Below are 2,820 nucleotides of genomic sequence, written 5' to 3'. Positions count from 1 at the left end.
GCGATATAACGTTTAGAAAAACCTTCACGTAACAATGTATAAATCTGATATCGTTCTTCTTGGGTAAGATGAGTATAGTTCATGATGCAACTTTGACTTTGGTCGGTCGGAAGCAAAATGCTAGCTCATCTTGCTTCTTTCCAATAATTTAATCTCTGTTGCACTTCATTTGAGAATCTAAGTTTACAAAAAAGTACCGTCTGTTGGTGCTTTTTTTGTTTTGATTAATAGCAATAAGACATGAGGAAAAATAATATGAAAAATCTTCTAAAAATTGCGCTTTGTATGAGCAGTTTAAGTCTAGCTGTAGGCGCATGGGCAAATGATGACCATATCATCATGCAAGAAGCGGCAAACAATCACGTCACTGTTTCAGCCATTGCAAATCTCAAAGATGAAACGGCGGTCACTTTAAAAGGTACACTGTTGAAACATCTCAATGAAGATCATTATGAGTTCAGTGATGGTACAGGGGTTATTTTGCTGGATATTGATGAGGATTTATGGAAAGTATCCAATATTAAAGCAGGCGATAAAGTACAGGTGGTCGGTGAGGTCGACACACATCGTTATAAACCGACCGATATTGAAGTTGTTAAAATAGAGAAAATTTCGTAATAAACACAGCCCATAATTGCGTGCTTTTTTGTTTAAACATCACCAAATGTTGGCCTTGCATAAAGCTTGTCCGAATTATGTGCGTTATGTGTGGAAAAATGCTAGAATACGGCGCTTATATTCGTTTGCCTTTCATAGTTGTTTGTCATGACTACCAATACTCAAATTACTGAAGATCGTATCCTTATTTTGGATTTCGGTTCTCAATATAGCCAGCTTATTGCACGCCGCGTACGTGAAGCTGGTGTATATTCTGAAATGTATGCTTTTGATATGTCTGAAGAAGACATTCGTGCATTTAATCCAAACGGTATCATCTTGTCAGGTGGTCCTGAGAGCGTACACGAAGAGGGCAGCCCACGTGCGCCAGAAGTTGTGTTCAACTTAGGTGTACCAGTTTTGGGTATTTGCTATGGCTTACAAACCATGTCGGCACAACTTGGCGGTAAAGTTGAGCCAGGGACAGTACATGAATTCGGTTATGCCGAAGTAAACATCCAAGTTCGTGACAAGTTGATTGGTGATCTTGAAGACACCAAAGACCAGCTTAAAGTATGGATGAGTCATGGCGACAAAGTGACGGCGATTCCTGAAGGTTTCCAAATTACTGCAAGCACGCCAAGCTGCCCAGTGGCGATGGTTTCTGATGAAACACGTCGTTTCTACGGTATTCAGTTCCACCCAGAAGTAACGCACACTGCAAAAGGTGCAGAGTTATTGTCTAACTTTGTACACAGCATTTGTGGCTGTCGTAGTCTGTGGAACTCTGAAAACATTATCGACCTGCGTGTTGAACAACTACGTCAACAAATTGGCGATCAGAAAGTTCTTTTAGGTCTGTCTGGTGGTGTGGATTCATCCGTTGTTGCGGCACTTTTACACCGTGCAATTGGCGATCAATTGACTTGCGTATTTGTCGATAATGGTTTGCTTCGTTTAAACGAAGGCGAGCAAGTGATGGACATGTTTGCGAAAAACATGGGTATCCGTGTGATTCGTGCCGATGCTGAAGAGCGTTTCTTGACTGCACTTGCGGGTGAAGTTGATCCTGAGAAAAAACGTAAAATCATTGGTCGTGAGTTCATTGAAGTTTTTGCTGAAGAAGCGCGTAAACTTGATGGTGTAAACTTCCTTGCACAAGGGACGATTTACCCAGACGTGATCGAATCTGCTGCAACCAAAAATGGTAAAGCACATGTGATTAAATCTCACCACAATGTGGGCGGTTTACCAGATGACTTAGCTTTTGAATTGGTTGAGCCAATCCGTGATTTGTTTAAAGATGAAGTACGTCGTTTAGGTACAACTTTAGGCTTACCGCATGAAATGCTATATCGTCATCCATTCCCAGGCCCAGGTTTGGGCGTGCGTATTTTGGGTGAAGTGAAGAAAGAATATGCAGACATTTTACGTCTTGCAGATGACATCTTCATGCAAGAGCTTCGTGCAAGTGGTTGGTATGATAAAACTGCACAAGCCTTTGCTGTATTCCAACCTGTGAAATCTGTTGGTGTCGTAGGTGATGGTCGTCGTTATGCATGGGTGATTGCGCTTCGTGCTGTTGAAACGGTTGACTTCATGACAGCACGTTTCGCACATCTTCCTTATGATCTTGTCGATAAAATCTCAACGCGTATCATGAACGAAATTAAAGATGTTTCTCGTGTTGTGTATGACGTGTCGTCTAAGCCACCAGCAACGATTGAATGGGAGTAAAACTGGGGTTTCAAGCAGCAACGCTGCTTGCCAGTTTTACGCCAAGCGCTTTGCGCGCGGCAGTTGACGCAAATTATCTTTAAAAAAGAGCGCCTAAGCGCTCTTTTTTTTATTTAAAAGTGTCAGAAAAGTTAATTAACTAAGAAGTACGGTTCTAAGAGACTAAAGAGCTTCTTATTTAATATTGCTGAGTGATATTTACCATTTTCTACCCATGATGCACTTTCAAGCCAATTAGTACTCTCTTGCACAATTTTTACTAAAGCATCATGGTCAATTAGACACCATCCTTTATCAATTCTTAGATTCTCAAATGAAGTGCAACAGAGATTAAATTATTGGAAAGAAGCAAGATGAGCTAGCATTTTGCTTCCGACCGACCAAAGTCAAAGTTGCATCATGAACTATACTCATCTTACCCAAGAAGAACGATATCAGATTTATACATTGTTACGTGAAGGTTTTTCTAAACGTTATATCGCTTGG

Annotated in this window: 3 protein-coding genes; all 3 read left to right on the top strand. The window is 40.9% G+C overall.

Features of this window, described 5'->3' with window-relative positions; genetic code table 11:
* Positions 1–255 precede the first annotated feature (255 nt).
* Complete coding sequence (locus B9T36_RS18905) at positions 256–618, top strand: NirD/YgiW/YdeI family stress tolerance protein (RefSeq protein ID WP_086210962.1); 363 nt, start codon at positions 256–258, stop codon at positions 616–618.
* A gap of 147 nt (positions 619–765) precedes the next feature.
* Positions 766–2,334, top strand: coding sequence for a glutamine-hydrolyzing GMP synthase (gene guaA, locus B9T36_RS18900; RefSeq protein ID WP_086210961.1), 1,569 nt, complete (start codon positions 766–768; stop codon positions 2,332–2,334).
* A gap of 399 nt (positions 2,335–2,733) precedes the next feature.
* Positions 2,734–2,820 (top strand): helix-turn-helix domain-containing protein (locus B9T36_RS19395; protein WP_213033332.1); only part of this gene is annotated, 87 nt, incomplete at its 3' end.

The sequence above is a fragment of the Acinetobacter sp. ANC 4204 genome, assembly GCF_002135205.1.
Classification (GTDB): Bacteria; Pseudomonadota; Gammaproteobacteria; order Pseudomonadales; family Moraxellaceae; genus Acinetobacter.
This window is presented reverse-complemented; position numbering and strand designations above follow the sequence as displayed.